14 protein-coding genes are annotated in these 16,918 nt (G+C 43.7%); 10 read left to right on the top strand and 4 right to left on the bottom strand.

Annotated elements, in window-relative coordinates:
• Positions 1-261 precede the first annotated feature (261 nt).
• Together EX191_RS12645 and nadK are read right to left on the bottom strand one after the other, a co-directional pair.
• The gene (locus EX191_RS12645) at positions 262-1,452 is read right to left on the bottom strand and encodes a DUF3103 domain-containing protein (RefSeq protein ID WP_193447851.1); all 1,191 of its coding nucleotides are present in this window, start codon (positions 1,450-1,452) and stop codon (positions 262-264) included.
• A gap of 265 nt (positions 1,453-1,717) precedes the next feature.
• On the bottom strand, positions 1,718-2,602 hold the full coding sequence (gene nadK, locus EX191_RS12640) for an NAD(+) kinase (protein ID WP_193447850.1): 885 nt from the start codon (positions 2,600-2,602) through the stop codon (positions 1,718-1,720).
• 146 nt (positions 2,603-2,748) lie between these two features.
• Between nadK and grpE the strand changes: the two genes are divergently transcribed.
• From grpE to dnaJ, 4 genes are all read left to right on the top strand, one after another.
• Complete coding sequence (grpE, locus tag EX191_RS12635) at positions 2,749-3,345, top strand: nucleotide exchange factor GrpE (protein ID WP_012842091.1); 597 nt, start codon at positions 2,749-2,751, stop codon at positions 3,343-3,345.
• A 418-nt stretch (positions 3,346-3,763) separates the two neighbouring features.
• Positions 3,764-5,038, top strand: coding sequence for a dicarboxylate/amino acid:cation symporter (locus EX191_RS12630; protein ID WP_193447849.1), 1,275 nt, complete (start codon positions 3,764-3,766; stop codon positions 5,036-5,038).
• Between the two features lie 348 nt (positions 5,039-5,386).
• The gene (dnaK, locus tag EX191_RS12625) at positions 5,387-7,300 is read left to right on the top strand and encodes a molecular chaperone DnaK (RefSeq protein ID WP_005391455.1); all 1,914 of its coding nucleotides are present in this window, start codon (positions 5,387-5,389) and stop codon (positions 7,298-7,300) included.
• A gap of 204 nt (positions 7,301-7,504) precedes the next feature.
• Positions 7,505-8,653 (top strand): molecular chaperone DnaJ, encoded by a 1,149-nt coding sequence (dnaJ, locus tag EX191_RS12620; RefSeq protein WP_005391453.1) that lies wholly within the window; start codon positions 7,505-7,507, stop codon positions 8,651-8,653.
• 69 nt (positions 8,654-8,722) lie between these two features.
• Here the strand turns inward: dnaJ and EX191_RS12615 are convergent, their stop codons facing one another.
• Positions 8,723-9,154, bottom strand: coding sequence for a type IV pilin protein (locus EX191_RS12615; RefSeq protein WP_054867884.1), 432 nt, complete (start codon positions 9,152-9,154; stop codon positions 8,723-8,725).
• A 103-nt stretch (positions 9,155-9,257) separates the two neighbouring features.
• Between EX191_RS12615 and EX191_RS12610 the strand changes: the two genes are divergently transcribed.
• The 6 genes from EX191_RS12610 (at position 9,258) to tadA (ending at position 14,625) form a co-directional block, all read left to right on the top strand.
• Positions 9,258-9,767, top strand: a complete 510-nt coding sequence (locus EX191_RS12610) for a GspH/FimT family pseudopilin (protein ID WP_047010169.1) — start codon at positions 9,258-9,260, stop codon at positions 9,765-9,767.
• Positions 9,748-10,365: a PilW family protein gene (locus tag EX191_RS12605; protein WP_104974426.1), complete on the top strand. Its 618-nt coding sequence runs from the start codon at positions 9,748-9,750 to the stop codon at positions 10,363-10,365. Before EX191_RS12610 ends, EX191_RS12605 begins: the two co-directional genes overlap by 20 nt.
• Complete coding sequence (locus EX191_RS12600) at positions 10,362-11,615, top strand: hypothetical protein (protein ID WP_193447848.1); 1,254 nt, start codon at positions 10,362-10,364, stop codon at positions 11,613-11,615. The genes EX191_RS12605 and EX191_RS12600 overlap by 4 nt, the downstream gene beginning before the upstream one ends.
• The gene (locus tag EX191_RS12595) at positions 11,605-12,015 is read left to right on the top strand and encodes a type IV pilus modification PilV family protein (RefSeq protein WP_193447847.1); all 411 of its coding nucleotides are present in this window, start codon (positions 11,605-11,607) and stop codon (positions 12,013-12,015) included. Before EX191_RS12600 ends, EX191_RS12595 begins: the two co-directional genes overlap by 11 nt.
• A 288-nt stretch (positions 12,016-12,303) precedes the next feature.
• Complete coding sequence (locus EX191_RS12590) at positions 12,304-13,863, top strand: AbgT family transporter (protein ID WP_005383758.1); 1,560 nt, start codon at positions 12,304-12,306, stop codon at positions 13,861-13,863.
• 252 nt (positions 13,864-14,115) lie between these two features.
• Positions 14,116-14,625 carry a tRNA adenosine(34) deaminase TadA gene (gene tadA, locus EX191_RS12585; protein ID WP_373273923.1) on the top strand — a complete coding sequence of 170 codons (510 nt, stop codon included), beginning with the start codon at positions 14,116-14,118 and terminating at the stop codon, positions 14,623-14,625.
• A gap of 586 nt (positions 14,626-15,211) precedes the next feature.
• On the opposite strand, the gene mltF is transcribed toward tadA, so the two are convergent.
• Positions 15,212-16,789, bottom strand: coding sequence for a membrane-bound lytic murein transglycosylase MltF (gene mltF, locus EX191_RS12580; RefSeq protein WP_182033352.1), 1,578 nt, complete (start codon positions 16,787-16,789; stop codon positions 15,212-15,214).
• Positions 16,790-16,918 lie beyond the last annotated feature (129 nt).

Genomic DNA, 16,918 nt, shown 5'->3' with positions numbered 1-16,918 from the left:
TACTCGACGGGGCGTGTAGTTTAACGTGAGAACCAGATATTTTGGATAGGTTGGTTGAACTGAGTTATACAGTGGCTGTTAAACCAGTTCGCGCTGCAGTGCAGATGTTGAGTTTTTTTTTTTTTTCAGATGTGTATAAGAGACAGGTTTCTTTATACAGTAAAGACAGGTGAGAAAAAATTTCTGTGTGGGGTGCTTTTTTGTGATGAAGTGGGAAAAATGAGCCGAAGTGATTACAACGACTCATTAAAATTGAAAAGGTTACGGACGAGTTGGGTTAATCGTGAGCGGCTCTAATGTGACTACTGCATTCACACCAGCACCTGGATGATCCACGTATGATGTGTCTTGCATTAGTGTGTAGTAAACGTCGACGAAGTCATCATCATTCGTTAGGACGCCGTCAGGGATAGTGTCGATGATCTTATTCGTGATTTGCGGAATAATCGCGTAAGCCTGAACTTCTGGATCTGGAATCGCTTTCAATACTTCTTCGGCAACTTGAACAAGGAGTTTTGCCAACTGTTTATAGTCTGTACCATCATCTTGTTCCATGAGCACGATATCCGCAGCGCCCCAGCGGTAACGAGACCAATGAATAATGATCTGATTCGGGTAGTAATCTTGGTTATCGTAGTCTAAGTATGGAAGCTCCACTAAATCGAGAGTCGGTTCATCACGACTTGGATTGACGCCCGTTACGATAGCGTAGATTTCTGCCTTGCCAGAGATCCAAGGTTCTTTGTCATCGGCGAGACGGATCTTTTTCAACTGCGTTGTTTGAATTGGAGCCGCTTCGCCCACAGCGCTACTTGACAATAGCGGTGCATTTTGACGCTGTTCATCAGAAAAATACCGCTGAACTAAAGCTGGCTGGCCGAGTTTTTTCATCTCAGCTTGCATAGCTTGCAAGCCTGCTTTTAGCTCTGCAGAGCTGTTGTTATCAACAACGAGTACAGGTACATCTGGGAGTTGGTAAACATCGAGTTGATGGATGTTGCCATACACATCAAATGCTTCGATGTATTGCCAATTCTCATCATCACCACTTGGTTCAAATGCAAATAATGGCTCGACCTCGCCACTTTGCCATGCTGTTATCATGGCTTCATTTGCCAAGCGAACTTCCAGCAACTGATCTGAGTATTCAGAAATACCTTTCCAGCTACGAATTTGAGTGTCAGCTTGTACAAGCTGACGGCTAAACTCGGAGTTGGGGTTTTGTTGAACAAATGCTGATACAGAGACGTTAGTCTGTTGTGGAGTAATATCTCTTCTCAACATGGGTTCAATGGCAGCATAGTTCTCACTCAATTGTTGAGCGAGGGCACGCTTCGTCTTAGTGATATCTTCCGCTTTTGCGTTGGATACACTGTTGACTTGCGTTTCCTCTGATTGGCAGCCAATAAGTGCTAATGTACTGAGAACAGACAGAATGATGGTTTTCTTCATAATATGTCCTTTATTGATTTTATGAAATAGAGTTAATACTCTATTCATGGTGAGAATATCACCGGACATAGATCATTGAATTTGCTTTTCTATCTTTTGTGTAAACTTTGCCCACAGGATCAAAATTTATAAACTTCTCTTTAATGACAGCAAATATCGTGTCGCCTCACTACTTTGTGTCTATTTCTTGTCTAAGAAAGCCAAAAGCCAGTGGCAATTAAGCTACTGGCTTTTTTATTGAAGTCATTTCCCTGAGTAACAAGTGTTAGAACAATTTACTAGACCAACCAAGCTTGTTACGTAAAACGTGATAGTAGCTGTAGTCTTTGGGATGGATGAGTTTGAGCACATTTGGACTTTGATAGATGTGGATTTCGTCTCCTGGAGAAACAGGGAGAGACACTTGTCCATCACAGCTAACTTCTTGTGTTCCTCGGTTCTCTGGTGACACCACCAATTTAATTCGACGCTTTCCATCAACCACCAAAGGTCGACTCGACAAGGTATGAGGAAACATTGGCACGAGTGAAATGGCATTCAAGCTAGGCGAAAGAATTGGACCACCGCCAGAAAGCGCATATGCAGTCGAGCCCGTTGGTGTGGAAACAATCAAACCATCGGCTCGTAAAGAGAAGGCGAAGCTTTCATCGATGTACACTTCAAATTCAATCATATGGGCAATTTGCCCTGGGTGAAGTACAGCTTCATTTAGCGCAGCGTTGTGGCTTTTAATTTGCCCGTGACGGTGTACTTCCGCTTCTAAGAGAAAGCGCTCTTCTTCAATATACTCACCGTCGAGTACCGCTTGCAGGGACGCTTGGAACTCGTCTGGGTTTAAGTCAGTTAAGAAGCCCAGGTTTCCACGGTTCACCCCTATGACTGGTACATCAAATCGGGATAAAATTCTTGCCGCGCCTAGCATGTTGCCATCCCCACCAACCACAATGGCTAGATCGGCATTTTTTCCTAGTTCAACTAAACTGGCAAATTGACTCTGCGGGATATCATCCAGTATTGCGGCAAGGCGATCGTCAATAAATACTTTATAGCCTTCAGAGGTCAGCCATTGGTACAACTCTTTATGAGTTTGAATTGCTTGTTGATCTCTTGGTTTTCCGATAATCGCGATCACGTTACATGGATTTTTCATAGCATTTCCGCATTAAAGAGGCTTGAATCAGGAATCTTCATCCCCATAATAATGGCAAGTCACCTAAATATGCGAATTTTTATGTGGTTAAAGCCCGCAAAAACGCGCATGGCTTTAAGGGCATTATGTTGAATTCTGGAGATATCATGAGCAACGAAGAAAACAAAGTTACAGAAGAAGAGCTTGATCAAATCATCGAAGAGGCTGAAAAAGTAGAAGCTGAAGCACAAGAAGTTGAAGCTGAGCTTGAAGAAATTGGTGATGAGACAGACGCTAAGATTGCTCAACTAGAAGCGGCACTACTGTCTAGCGAGGCAAAAGTAAAAGAGCAGCAAGATGCGGTGTTGCGTTCTAAAGCTGAAGTAGAAAACATGCGTCGTCGTACCGAGCAAGAAATCGATAAAGCACGTAAGTTTGCGTTGAACAAGTTTGCCGAAGAGTTGCTTCCTGTTATTGATAACCTAGAGCGTGCAATTCAAGCGGCAGATACAGAGAATGAAACGGTTAAGCCGTTCCTAGAAGGTGTTGAGTTAACACACAAAACGTTTGTCGACGTTGTGGCGAAATTTGGCTTGAAAGCAATCAACCCTGAAGGTGAAGCATTTAACCCAGAGTTCCATCAAGCGATGTCGATTCAGGAAAGCCCTGATCATGAATCAAACACAGTTATGTTTGTTATGCAAAAAGGCTACGAACTAAACGGCCGTGTGATTCGTCCGGCAATGGTAATGGTTGCTAAATAACCTTAACTGCCTGTTTTTAAATATAAAGCGCCCATCATTTTTTGATGGGCGCTTTTTTTGTTTTAAACGTAAGTTGTTGTAATGAGCTTCATTGTATATCGATAAAATGGAAGTTTGATCCCCTTCATATTTTTTCTTATTGGTTAATTATTTTCCTATAGGAGATTTCTTCTCATCTCACTGCGTGTTTATGAACGAAGAGGGCTGTAAGTAATTGTAATCATTCGTTGTGTGAATGTTTGTGCTGCATAGGAATGTAAATATAGTCATTTTTTCTAAAACAATTCCGTTAACAAAAATGTAAATTATCACTTTATTTTGTAACCTTGGTGTGTATGATTTGCGACTAATGCTTTAAAAGTAAGCATATATAACTACAAAGATGTAAATAGCAAACACAACATATCGGAGATTTATAATGGATAAATCGCTTTCTAGTAAGATTTTTATAGGCTTGTTTGCCGGCCTTGTGCTGGGAACAGCAATTCAGTACTTATTTAGCGGTATTGCGATTTTTGATACATACCTACTTGGATCAGCAGAAGGCGTTGGCGGCATGTTTGTCTCGCTGATCAAATTGCTTGTTGTTCCTTTAGTTTACGTTTCAATCGTATGCGGCATTGTTGACTTGAAAGACATCAGTGCATTTGGTCGTCTTGGTGGAAAAACTTTTACCCTCTACATTCTTAACACCATCATTGCGATTACGGCGGCTTTGACTGTTGGTTTGATTTTCCAGCCAGGAGCTGGTGCTAATCTGGCAGGAACGGTATCTGAGGCCGTACAGCTGACGACGACAGAAACGCCGGACATTTTCTCTCTAGTTGTTAACATTGTTCCTAGCAACCCAGTACAAGCGTTTGCTAACGGCGACATGCTGCAAATCATCTTCATGGCAATTCTGACAGGTCTTGCAATTCAAGCTTTGGATTCTCGTGGTGGTCCTGCCATCCGCACGTTCAAAATGGCAAATGAAATCATGATGAAACTGGTTGGATTAGTGATGAGTCTTGCGCCATATGGTGTGTTCGCGCTAATGATTCAATTGGGTGCAACACTAAACGCCAATACATTGATGTCCGTGGCTGGTTATGTGGCCTTGGTGGTTGCGATGTTGGTGTTCTGGATCTTCTTCTTCTATCCAATGGCAGTAAGTCTTGCGACAGGGACCTCTCCAAAGACTTTCCTACGTGCAACTCGTGAGCAGATTCTGTTCTCTTTATCTACCGCGAGCTCAAACGCGACTATCCCGGTAACGATGCGAACACTGACAGAAAAGCTTCAGGTCTCTAAATCGGTTGCTGGCTTCGGTGTACCACTGGGCGCAACGATGAACATGTCTGGTGTGTCTATCTATATTGCTCTAGCAACGATGTTTGTTGCGAACGCTTTTGGCCAGCCAATTAACACCGCAGACATCTTCACGCTTGGTTTAACTATTCTTCTATTATCTATTGGTGCTGGTGGCGTTCCTGGAGGCGGCGTGGTAATGGTAGGCGTTTTGCTTCACCAACTAGGCTTACCACCTGAAGGCTTGGCAATTATTGCTGCGGTTGACCGTATTAATGACATGTTCTGTACGTCTTCAAACGTTGTGGGCGACACGGCAGTGAACACCATTGTGGCAAAAACAGAAGGTGAGATTGGTAAAGAAGAAGGCGTTGACGCTGAGCCTGCTCAAGCGAACGCTTAATGCCTTGAATCATTTATTTTAACCCTAATATTGAAACGAGCTCTTATGAGCTCGTTTTTTTGTTTAGGAAGAGTCGGGCATAAATACATTTACCTGAGAAATGGTGTTTTGTTGCGCTACAGCAGTGTGACGAGTTCCCAACTAATCAGAAAGAAACACATAAATTTCGAAAAAAGACGCTTTTTTTTAATTCTGCCCTTGAAAAGCATTTTGCCGCCCTTATCTATGTGGCATAGAGAAGCAAACATTGATTATTTTTGTTTGTGAGCAAGGGTTGAAACCCGATTCTCCTCCCCCCACATTGGGGTTATAACCAAACGAAAATAGAATTTATTCGGAGATAGCCAGATGGGTAAAATCATTGGTATTGACTTAGGTACTACTAACTCATGTGTTGCTGTATTAGACGGCGACAAACCACGTGTAATTGAAAACGCAGAGGGCGAACGTACTACTGCATCGGTTATTGCTTACACTGACGGTGAGACGCTAGTAGGTCAACCTGCGAAACGTCAAGCAGTAACTAACCCAGAAAACACGCTATTTGCAATTAAGCGTCTAATCGGTCGTCGTTTTGAAGACGAAGAAGTTCAGCGTGACATCCAAATCATGCCTTACAAAATTGTTAAGGCTGACAACGGTGACGCTTGGGTAGAAGCAAAAGGCCAAAAAATGGCGGCTCCTCAGGTTTCTGCTGAAGTTCTTAAGAAAATGAAGAAAACTGCTGAAGATTTCCTTGGTGAGGAAGTAACTGGCGCAGTTATCACAGTACCTGCTTACTTTAACGATGCTCAGCGTCAAGCTACAAAAGATGCTGGCCGTATCGCAGGTCTAGAAGTTAAACGTATCATCAACGAACCAACAGCAGCAGCGCTAGCTTACGGTCTTGATAAGAAAGGCGGCGATCGCACTATCGCGGTATACGACCTTGGTGGTGGTACATTCGATATCTCTATCATCGAAATCGATGAAGTTGAAGGCGAGAAAACATTCGAAGTTCTAGCGACTAACGGTGATACTCACCTTGGTGGTGAAGACTTTGATAACCGCCTAATCAACTACTTAGTAGACGAGTTTAAGAAAGAGCAAGGTATCGATCTTAAGAACGATCCACTAGCAATGCAGCGTGTTAAAGAAGCAGCAGAAAAAGCGAAAATCGAGCTTTCTTCTACTTCTCAAACTGACGTAAACCTACCTTACGTTACTGCAGATGCAACTGGTCCTAAGCACATGAACATTAAAGTGACTCGTGCAAAACTAGAATCTCTAGTTGAAGACCTAGTACAACGCTCTCTTGAGCCACTAAAAGTAGCTCTAGCTGACGCTGATCTATCAGTAAACGACATCACTGACGTAATCCTAGTTGGTGGTCAGACTCGTATGCCAATGGTTCAAGCGAAAGTTGCTGAGTTCTTTGGTAAAGAAGCGCGCCGTGACGTAAACCCTGACGAAGCAGTAGCAATGGGTGCTGCAGTTCAAGGTGGTGTACTTGCTGGTGACGTTAAAGACGTACTACTACTAGACGTAACTCCACTGTCTCTAGGTATCGAGACAATGGGTGGCGTAATGACTAAGTTAGTTGAGAAGAACACAACTATCCCAACTAAAGCGAACCAAGTTTTCTCTACAGCGGAAGACAACCAGAGCGCGGTTACTATCCACGTTCTACAAGGTGAGCGTAAGCAAGCGATGTACAACAAGTCTCTAGGTCAATTCAACCTAGAAGGCATCCAGCCTGCACCACGTGGTATGCCACAAATCGAGGTTACTTTTGACCTTGATGCGGACGGTATCCTACACGTGTCAGCGAAAGACAAGCAGACTGGTAAAGAGCAGAAGATCACTATCCAAGCTTCTGGCGGCCTGAGCGATGAAGACATCGAGAAAATGGTTCAAGAAGCAGAAGCTAACAAAGAAGCGGACAAAAAGTTCGAAGAGCTAGCGACTGCACGTAACCAAGCTGACCAAATGATTCACGGTACTCGTAAGCAAGTAGAAGAAGCTGGTGAAGCACTACCTGCAGAAGAGAAAGAGAAGATTGAAGCAGCAATTTCTGAGCTAGAAACAGCGCGCAAAGGCGAAGACAAAGAAGCTATCGATGCTAAAGTTCAAGCACTAATGACAGCTTCTCAAAAACTGATGGAAATCGCTCAACAACAAGCTCAAGCGCAGCAAGCACAAGGTGCTGACGCCGATGCACAGTCTAAAGAAGACGACGTTGTAGATGCTGAGTTCGAAGAAGTTAAAGACGACAAGAAATAATATTTCTTAACCAGATGGCTGCAAAGCCATCTGGGGTCGATAAGACTTCGTGTGCGGGCGTTTGGGGCAACTCTTACGCCCGTCTGTTTGTAAACGCTGTCTTTCTAGTTAAGTATGTTGCGGATAAGTGCACTTACCTAGAACGATACAAACACCAAGCGGTGAATCGATGCCGTTTGTAGTAATTAACTGGTGACGAAGAACATGTCAAAACGTGATTTTTACGAAGTATTAGGCGTAAGCCGTGATGCCTCAGAGCGCGATATCAAAAAGGCGTATAAGCGTCTAGCGATGAAATTCCACCCAGACCGAAACCAGGGTGATGAGTCTGCGGCGGACAAGTTTAAAGAAGTAAAAGAAGCGTACGAAGTTCTGACCGACCCTCAAAAGAAAGCGGCGTACGACCAGTACGGTCATGCTGCTTTTGAACAAGGCGGCGGTGGTTTCGGTGGCGGCGGCTTTGGTGGCGGCGGTGCTGATTTCGGCGACATCTTTGGCGATGTATTCGGCGACATTTTTGGTGGTGGTCGTCGTGGCGGTGGTGGTCACCGTGCTCAACGTGGTGCGGACTTACGTTACAACATGGAACTAACGCTAGAAGAGGCGGTTCGTGGTGTAACGAAAGAGATCGAAGTACCAACACTCGTACACTGTGATACCTGTGATGGTAGTGGCGCGAAGAAAGGCTCATCTGCTGAAACATGTGGTACCTGTCATGGTCATGGTCAAGTACAAATGCGCCAAGGCTTCTTCGCAGTGCAACAAACCTGTCCAACCTGTCACGGTAAAGGCAAGATCATTAAAGACCCTTGTAATGAGTGTCATGGTCAAGGCCGTAAACAGAAAACCAAAACACTTAACGTTAAGATCCCTGCAGGTGTTGATACTGGCGACCGTATTCGTCTATCTGGCGAAGGTGAAGCGGGAGAGATGGGAGCTCCAGCGGGTGACTTGTATGTACAAGTGCACGTGAAAGAGCACCATATCTTCGAACGTGATGGTAACAACCTATACTGTGAAGTGCCTGTAAGCTTTGCGATGGCGGCTCTAGGTGGTGAAGTTGAAGTGCCAACTCTAGATGGTCGCGTAAGCCTAAAAGTGCCTTCAGAAACGCAAACAGGTCGTATGTTCCGCATGCGTGGTAAAGGAGTGAAAGGCGTTCGCGGTGGCGGTATCGGTGACTTGATTGTTAAGTTGGTTGTTGAAACACCAGTAAACCTAAGCTCACGCCAAAAAGAACTGCTCAAAGAGTTTGAAGAGTCTTGTGGTGGTGAGGCGGCGACAAAGCATAAGCCTAAATCAGAAGGCTTTTTCAACGGTGTGAAAAAGTTCTTTGATGATTTAACCAGCTAAGACGTTAGTGAAAAGCACAAATACAAAGGCCTGCTAAAATGCAGGCCTTTTTGCATCTCGGTGTTCTTTTTAATTCCAGCAATCACTTGGTTCTTCGACATTTGTTGACGTTAAAGTAATCGTTTTAGCGCCAGTCAAGCACTCGTCGTCGTCTTGTCCCAGAGCCGATTTTGCTGTTGCTGTAATGGTATAGGCCGTACTTGCAGAGCTCGCAATATTGAAAGAAAATCTATCTGTGTCTGAATCACATAGAGTGCATGTGCCTCCAGAGATAATATGACTCCAGTCGTACCCACCATCATAAGATGTCTCTAGCTCTAGCTGAATTCGACTAAGATCGCTCAAGGCAACCGTCCTATGAGACTTGAGCACATGATTGGTGTAAGAAGGGTAGGCGACAGCCGCAATGATCCCAACAATCACTACGGCTATCAGTAATTCGATCAATGTCATCCCTCCCAATCTTTTTTTGTAGCTGTTACAGCGAGAAATTCGAATCATCACGAGTAGTTTCCTTTTCACTTTTCCGCCTATTTTTGGCAGGTGATAGCATCTGTGCAAGATGAATTACGGCCCTTTTGCCGTTTACATAGGAATTTGGGAAATGCCTCGCGGGTTTACGTTGTTGGAGCTTCTTATTACTGTTGCTGTGCTGAGTATTATATTGGCGTTTGCAGCTCCAAGCTTTAGCCGTGTTTCACAAACTGTGCAAATGCAGCGATTGGCAACTGAATTAGCTGGTTTTCTAAGCCAAAGTAAGTCCGAGGCGGTAATGAGAAATCAAAAGTTATATATACATTTCTCAATGGCTAAAAACGTTGTTGTCAGTCAAGGTGCATGGTCTCTACAGTTAACTGACTCATCTAGCGGCTCAGGGGGAGTAATCTTAAACCTTTCCGGCTCCGCATACTCTGAATTATCTTTGAAGCACAGTTACGATAATCAAAAAATAAGCTTCGATGAGGTCCGTGGACGGCCCCAAGGAGGAAATATAGAGTTTTTCCCAACCAATGCTCAAAACATAAAACTACAAGCAAAGCTCTCAAACCCTCCTGGGAGGATTAAGATTTGTAGTAATTCTGGAGCGAAGTTATATGATTACCATCAGTGCTAACAAACGCTATCAAAGAGGTAGCTCTTTAATTGAATTAATGATTAGTTCTTTAATTGGGTTAATTGTTCTTAGTGTAGTGGGCTCTATATTCTTGAGTTTACAAAAAACAGCAAAAGAAAAAAGCTTAGAGCTAAATTTATTGCAAGGTCTTAATATCACTTTATCTGTTATGAAAGAAGATATTCAAAGAGCAGGTTATGATGGTGGGAACGGTAGTTCACTCAAATTATCCGGAGCTACAGGAACCATAATGCTGAGCGGCGCCTCTTCTGTTGGTTTTGTGTATTTTAAAGAAGACTCAGCTGCCAATGAAGACTATCGAAACATTAAGTATGAGAAGAGAGATACTCGGTTTTTTATATGTGAAAAAGGCGTTGTGTCTCAAACACAAATATTATCTTTTGATGGTATAGATTTTTGTCGTTCTCTATTTGATGATGATATTTTCCAAGTCACCCAATTCACCGTTAGTTCAGAAACAGTGACTAATGGAGGAAATGTAAGTTCGGTCACGAACGTTAAGTTAGGTTTGCAAACGATTGATGGAGTCTTTAGTGAAGTCGCGGAGTTTTCTATCAAACAAAGGAATTGGCAATGACATCTAAATATAGCTATTCCGGTTATACCACTTTGCTTGTGACTTCTATACTTTTATTACTTGCTTTAATTGCATCATTAGCATCATCCAAAGGTGTATTTTTTCAAATAAAAGTTGCGCAAAACGAAATAAAATCTCGACAAGCACATTGGTTAGCTGAAGGAGGTGTTGAATGTGCATGGGCGCAATTTAGAGTTAGTAATATTGTACCTGCAGTAATAACAGATTGTGGCTCAGGGCTTTGGACGGCTCCGAATTTTACGAGTACTTCCAATGGGTATTTGGTTACTTCTAATGTTGGATTTACAAGCATTAGTAAGGAGATTATTTTGGGAGGTAACTTGAGCTATGGTGCAATGCAGTCTAGTGCCGACATTTATTTTCATTCTAGTGCAACGTTTTCTACTCCAGATCCAGGGGAATTGAGCAGCGATGGGTGGGAGTGTATTGCGTTAAGGTATAAAAAGCGCTTTTACTCCTCTTCAGTTGATAATAAAGGCGTAATTCATGGAGAGTCTCCCTATGCCGATTTTAACAACCCTACAAATAAAGATTGTGCAAACACGACGGCAAACCGTCATCTCTCATCTAGTGTTGGCGGGGTTGGTGCTGGTGATGATTTTACTCAAGATACAGATTTAAAGCCATTTGAATCCTTCTTTGGAGTAAAGGCTGAAGAGCATAACGATGTCCGAGATAATGGTGTATTTCATGTTATGACGGGCTCAGTGGCTGGTGGCATACCTAATTGTGGTGCTGCTTTAACAGCAGAAATTCAGTCAGGGAAGCATCATTTATGGGTTGAAGGGAGCTGTGAAATCAAGCAATCGGAATACAATGATTTGGTGAATGCTACATCATCGACCAATGGCGTAACAGTGCTCATTCATGATGGTCTTTTCTCCGTGATGGGACCACCGAGCTCCGGCGCTACATCAAATAAGTTTAAAGGGGTCTTGTTTCATTTCAATCATGATTATGCTCCGGCAACAGCGGATTGGGTTGGGTTCGAAGCCAATGCTCACCTAAATCATGTGCCAAGTGTTGTAGAAGACTCATACAGGACAATAGCTTCTTATTATCAGCATGGTTCTTTTACGGTATCTGGTGGTCAATATTTTGATAGTGAAGATCAGGCAGCGGTTTTCTTCGATTCTTTGGATTTTAGATACAATAAAGATGTGATAGACAATTCAAGGAATGCGCATGCAATTCCTAGATGGAAGAAGGGCTCTTGGAATGATCTCTAAACAAAAAGGTTTTAACCTTCTTGAAGTTCTAATTTCTTTTCTGCTTATCGGTGTTGGGGCTCTAGGTTTAACGAAGCTAAACGTGTATCTAGAACGCGAATCCGAATATGCCATAAAAAGTATTGAAGCACTGCGTCTAGCAGAAAACCAGCTCGAATGGTTCCGGACGCGTGGTGCTTCTGCGGCGATGTCTACCATCACACCTGCAAATTTTGCTTCTATTGCAACAGGCTCTTTTGTTACTGGATCTTATGTCGTCGAGTGGGAAGTTCCAGCTGCCACGGTTTCAGGAACACTGAAAACTATCACTATTACCTCTAGCTGGAAGGATAGAATCGGCGAGACGCGATCAGTTCAGCTTAAAACGATGATCTCACAATACAGTGAATTCGAAAACTAAGTTCAATTGCATGCATGCGCTGAGACAAATGCGGGTGTAATTCCTGTTTGATACCGGATTTGTCACGGTTAATAAATGGTTTTTGAACTGTTAATCGAGTTGATGTGCTACTGTTTTTATTATGTTTAATTGAAGTGGTGTTTTTGCAAAATATGTCTCCAATTATGAAAAAAAATATAGAACCTTGTGCTTTCTCCATTAGTGTTTACTAGAATACTCGTTGGATAGTAGGCCGTCATAATTACTCAAATAGGCCTTGGCACCAACATCATTCACTATGGAGTTACCATGAGTAACCAAGCTGTAAATAAGGCACCATCATCGAAGCCGAGCGGGATGGAGCGCTTTTTAAACTTTATCGAGAGGACAGGTAACAAAATCCCTGATCCTGCGATTTTGTTCTTCTGGGCATTGATCATTACTTGGGCGGCGTCAGCACTTTTATCGAATGTATCATTCGATCTTCCAAACCCTCGAACGGGCGAAGCTCTTACCATCACTAATTTACTTACGGGCGAAGCGCTAGCAAGTTTCCTTGCTAACATGGTGACGACGTTTACTGGCTTTGCGCCACTGGGTATCGTACTTGTCGCAATGCTAGGTGTGGGTGTTGCAGATTCTTCGGGCTTTATTACGACGGGTCTTAAGAAGATGTTGAACTTCACGCCAGCTAAGCTTCTTACTCCAATGCTGATTTTGGTTGCTATTGTGTCGCATACTGCGGCAGATGCAGGCTATGTTCTGGTTATTCCTTTGGGCGGTATTATCTTCCATGCGGCAGGTCGTCACCCTCTAGCAGGTATTGCGGCAGCATTTGCAGGTGTATCTGGTGGCTTCTCTGCTAACTTTATCCCTTCTGGTATCGATCCACTACTTGCAGGCTTTACGCAAACCGCGGCGCAGGTTCTTGATCCTGAATACGTGGTTAACCCATTAGCAAACATCTTCTTTACTGGCCTATCTTCCATCATTATTGTAGCGATTGGTTGGTACGTGACAGAGAAAATCATCGAGCCTCGTTTGTCAAAAATGCCAATTGATGACGATGCGGAAACTGCGCCAAACCTAGGCTCATTTACTGAACTGGAATCAAAAGCATTTCGTTATGCTGGTTGGGCAATGATGGCGGGTATTGCTTTACTTGTTGCAGCGTTAATTCCAGAAACATCAGCACTTCGCTCGCCTGAAGGTGAAATTACGGCCTTCTCAGCACCGATAATGAAGTCTATCGTGCCGTTGATCTTTATTCTGTTTATCATTCCTGGTTACGTTTACGGTAAAGTGTCTGGAACGTTCAAGACCAGCAACGACATTATCAAAGCGATGGCTGATACTATGTCGACCATGGGCGCATACATTGTAATGTCGTTCTTCTGTGCTCAGTTCCTATCTGCATTTGCTCAGTCAAACATCGGTACGATGCTAGCGTTGTATGGCGCAGAAGGCTTAAAAGCGATGAACCTACCAGGTGAAGTGACTATCATCGGTATGATCCTTCTAACCGCGTCTGTAAACCTACTTATTGGTTCGGCATCGGCAAAATGGGCTTTAATTGGTCCAATCCTAGTGCCAATGCTAATGGCGGTTGGTATCTCGCCTGAGCTATCTCAAGCGGCTTACCGTGTGGGTGACTCTGTATCGAACATCATTTCACCTCTAATGGTATTTTTCCCTCTTGTAGTGGTTTACTGTCAGCGTTATGTGAAGTCGGCTGGTATCGGTACGCTTGCGTCACTAATGATGCCATTCTCGATCGCAATGCTGATCGGTTGGTCTATCTTCCTAGTTGCTTATTGGATGGTAGGTATCCCGCTAGGCATTCAAGCTCCTTACACTTACACAATGTAAAAACGTGTAGGGTGTGAAAGCCGCTAATTGGCAGCCAAAAAGCGCAGGTCTTCGATCTGCGCTTTTTTGTTCTCGCAAAACGAACATCGATAGGTCTTGTAACTAGGTTTTTTGGAGTTGCAAACTTTGTCCCGTGATGTGTTGCTGTAGTGAAACCGAAGTTGGTGCTAAAATTCCTGAATTCAATCGTTTTTTGTTTCTTTGGAGCCTCCTTTGTCTAACCATCCGTTTACCCCTCAAGATGAATTGTTTATGCGCAGAGCGATGGTGCTTGCTGAGCAAGCAGAAGCTGAGGGGGAAGTACCTGTCGGCGCAGTGCTTGTCAAAGATGGTGAAATTATCGCTGAGGGGTGGAATCGCTCTATTGGTACTAATGACGCTACCGCACATGCTGAGATTCAAACACTGCGTAAAGCAGGCCAAAAGATAGAAAATTACCGCCTTCTGGATACGACTTTGTATGTAACACTTGAGCCATGTCCAATGTGTGCCGGAGCCTTACTGCATAGCCGCGTTAAGCGGGTCGTTTTTGGAGCGCCAGATTTAAAAGCGGGAGCAGCAGGAACAGTGCTTAATTTGTTTGAAAGCCAAGCTGCTTACCATTACGCCTTAGTTGAAAAGGGGCTGCTAGAAGATGAGTGCCGCACTCAGCTACAAGCGTTTTTTAAGCGTCGCCGAAAGGAAATTAAAGCAAAGAAACAAGCACAAAAAGCATTAGAAAATGGAGAGAGCGAACAAGGTAGTGGGAGTAGTGAGGGCTAGCAAACACCTACAACGTGGTAGATGTTTGCTTGGACGCACTAGTGATTGACTAAATGTACAAAAACACGATTACGTGAACTTACTTTCTTTTTCATACATGTCAGTTTACGTTTACGTCGGATAGCAGCTACTGTGTTATTTAAACGCTTTGACTGCACTCTACGTCTTCTCATATTCAAAACCTCCTGCAGACAAGACTTATACCAGTAAATAGCGGTTCATCGATGCTTTACAATAGGCTCGATAATCGCACTAAACATTTGATGGTTTAACGTTCTTCATTTGACTTCTGCATTGCACAGAGCCAGCAAACAATTTCAATACGATGCTTAATAATAGGAGTGACGTTATTTCGGCAGAGCGTAGCCGAAAGCGCCGCTTCCTCAAGTGAGCTAAACCATGTGGTTACGAAGCAATCTGTTACAAAGCAATCAGTTTAACTAATGGTGAAGAAAAGGCGACCAACCATAGGAATGATTGAGTGTGGTTGGTGTCACTCAGAATATTGGATTCTAGATAAGTTTTCGCTAGGACTCAACAAAAATGACGAGCTCATGGGCTCGTCATTTTTTAGTTTACAGCGGGTCTATTCTTCAGGGCTTTCTTGTTCGGTGTCTTCTTCAACCGTGACGTCAGAAGCGCCAGATATTTGCTCTACAACGGTCTCTACTGCTCCTGATATCAAAATGTCAGGGTTGAGCGGCGGGATAACTTGCAAGTCATCGCTATTCTCATCAATCGCTGGTCTTTGGCTGACATGACCAATGATGGATTGGTAGTAACGTCGAATATTTTCTACGTAATTACGCGCTTCATCACCTCTGGCGTACCCATAGCGAGTTTGACTGTAGTAACGCTTCTGACGCAGTAAAGGCAATCTGTCTTTTACATCCGCCCAAGCGTTTGGATCGCCACCTTGCGCTTTAGTAAGTCGTCGTGCGTCCATCATGTGGCCATAGCCAATGTTGTATGAAGCCAGGGCAAACCATATTTTTTCATGCTCGTTGATGCTATCAGGCACGCGACCTACAATGCGACGTAAGTACTCGACACCACCACGAACAGATTGCTCAGGGTCTAAACGGTTTGTTACCCCGACGCTTTTCGCTGTTGGCAGAGTAAGCATCATCATCCCTCTAACACCCGTTGGCGATTTTGCCGCTGGCTTCCAGTGTGATTCTTGATACGCCAATGCTGCAATTAAGCGCCAGTCGAACTCTTCGCTGTACTTTTGGAATAAAGGTGCCCACTTAGGCAATTTGTCATCCAGAGCTCGAATGAATGCGCGAGTATCAACGTAGTCAAATGCTTCAATATGACCAATGTACTTCTCTTCGAGAGTGGACAGTTCTCCTGATTGTTTAATGTTACCGAAAAACTCTATCAGCATCGCATACAAACTTTCGTCTTCAGAGCGTCGAGTAAACCACGATACTGGTTGATCTTCTGTAAGTTCAAACGCGAGCGCAAGATCGGGGTAAAGGCGCTGAGCTAGGGAAAGTTCTACAGAGTCAGTCACAGTAAAACGCAACTCACCAGTGGATACATATTTAAGTAAGTCTCTCGTATCAGCATCGCCAACAATTTCAAACTGTAGCTCTGGGTATTGCTTCTTTAATGCGGTTAGGGTCGGAACATATTGCGATTGTTCGACGATCTTTAATGTTTGTGCGCCTGCATTTGTATCTTCGTCAGATTCGCTATCTTTCGATGCTTGGTATTCAATCAGCTGTTCGATATCACGTGGTCGAAGTTGCCCCTTTTTATACACAACTTGTTGGCTTACATAATAGTAAGCAGGGCCCGGTCTAAAGCGTTTTACCGCTTGTGATGTTTGATTTAAGCCCGTGGCGATGAGATCAATATCTCCTTTCTTAAGAGCAGGAAAAAGCTCGGCTTGACGAAAGGCAGGTTTAATCTCGAGCTTGACGCCGAGCTGCTCCGCAAACTGACGCGCCAATTCGTAATCCAACCCAGCGGGACCATCGGGACCAATATAATAGGAAAGCTGATTGTTTAGCGTGCCAACACGAAGCACGCCACGTTCCTGAATCTTTTCGAATTCACTTTTGGGTTCCGACTCAATCTGGCAGGCAGAGAGTAGTAGCACAGAAACAAAAATTAGAGCGCTGCGCTTGAGTCGGTTGAGCTGGCTTATTTGCATTAATAGGTACATCTTAGGAAATTTCTATTTGCCTTTATATCAAAGCGAGCTCATGGGGCAAAGTGAATCACACACTTATAGCGTGACATTGTGTGTTTTATCGACATTTTAGTCGCAATTCAAATTTGA

This window comes from Vibrio chemaguriensis (genome assembly GCF_012275705.1).
GTDB lineage: Bacteria > Pseudomonadota > Gammaproteobacteria > Enterobacterales > Vibrionaceae > Vibrio > Vibrio diabolicus.
Note: the sequence above shows the minus strand (reverse complement) of the source record. Positions and strands in the feature narration are given on the sequence as shown.

What these genes read in the sequence shown, in the direction of transcription:
- EX191_RS12645 (WP_193447851.1), bottom strand. Translation starts at nt 1,452, where the DNA reads ATGAAGAAAACCATCATTCTGTCTGTTCTCAGTACATTAGCACTTATT.
- nadK (WP_193447850.1), bottom strand. Translation starts at nt 2,602, where the DNA reads ATGAAAAATCCATGTAACGTGATCGCGATTATCGGAAAACCAAGAGAT.
- grpE (WP_012842091.1), top strand. Translation starts at nt 2,749, where the DNA reads ATGAGCAACGAAGAAAACAAAGTTACAGAAGAAGAGCTTGATCAAATC.
- EX191_RS12630 (WP_193447849.1), top strand. Translation starts at nt 3,764, where the DNA reads ATGGATAAATCGCTTTCTAGTAAGATTTTTATAGGCTTGTTTGCCGGC.
- dnaK (WP_005391455.1), top strand. Translation starts at nt 5,387, where the DNA reads ATGGGTAAAATCATTGGTATTGACTTAGGTACTACTAACTCATGTGTT.
- dnaJ (WP_005391453.1), top strand. Translation starts at nt 7,505, where the DNA reads ATGTCAAAACGTGATTTTTACGAAGTATTAGGCGTAAGCCGTGATGCC.
- EX191_RS12615 (WP_054867884.1), bottom strand. Translation starts at nt 9,154, where the DNA reads ATGATTCGAATTTCTCGCTGTAACAGCTACAAAAAAAGATTGGGAGGG.
- EX191_RS12610 (WP_047010169.1), top strand. Translation starts at nt 9,258, where the DNA reads ATGCCTCGCGGGTTTACGTTGTTGGAGCTTCTTATTACTGTTGCTGTG.
- EX191_RS12605 (WP_104974426.1), top strand. Translation starts at nt 9,748, where the DNA reads ATGATTACCATCAGTGCTAACAAACGCTATCAAAGAGGTAGCTCTTTA.
- EX191_RS12600 (WP_193447848.1), top strand. Translation starts at nt 10,362, where the DNA reads ATGACATCTAAATATAGCTATTCCGGTTATACCACTTTGCTTGTGACT.
- EX191_RS12595 (WP_193447847.1), top strand. Translation starts at nt 11,605, where the DNA reads ATGATCTCTAAACAAAAAGGTTTTAACCTTCTTGAAGTTCTAATTTCT.
- EX191_RS12590 (WP_005383758.1), top strand. Translation starts at nt 12,304, where the DNA reads ATGAGTAACCAAGCTGTAAATAAGGCACCATCATCGAAGCCGAGCGGG.
- tadA (WP_373273923.1), top strand. Translation starts at nt 14,116, where the DNA reads ATGCGCAGAGCGATGGTGCTTGCTGAGCAAGCAGAAGCTGAGGGGGAA.
- mltF (WP_182033352.1), bottom strand. Translation starts at nt 16,789, where the DNA reads ATGCAAATAAGCCAGCTCAACCGACTCAAGCGCAGCGCTCTAATTTTT.